Below are 278 nucleotides of genomic sequence, written 5' to 3' on the forward strand. Positions count from 1 at the left end.
CCCAATGTATTGCCGTGGTATGCCCGATATCTTGAGATGAATTTATAACGGCTGTGGTCGCCGTTTTGCAGATGGTACTGGCGGGCAATTTTAAAAGCAGTTTCGTTTGCTTCCGATCCGCTGTTGGAAAAAAAGATAACATAATCGCCGCCAAGCCATTCATTCAGCTTTTCCGCCAGTTGGATTGCGGGTGCGTGACTTTGCGTTAACGGGTAGTAAGGCAGCTCCTTTAGTTGCTCATAGGCAGCCTCCGCAAGCTCCTTTCTGCCGTAACCAAT

The 278-nt window shown here is 48.6% G+C and carries 1 protein-coding gene; it reads right to left on the reverse strand.

Features of this window, described 5'->3' with window-relative positions:
* On the reverse strand, nt 1–278 hold a 278-nt coding region (locus SB660_RS20105), incomplete at both ends, for an aminotransferase class III-fold pyridoxal phosphate-dependent enzyme (protein WP_410584059.1).

This window comes from Bacillus sp. SIMBA_005 (genome assembly GCF_046535585.1).
GTDB classification, from domain to species: Bacteria; Bacillota; Bacilli; order Bacillales; family Bacillaceae; genus Bacillus; species Bacillus pumilus.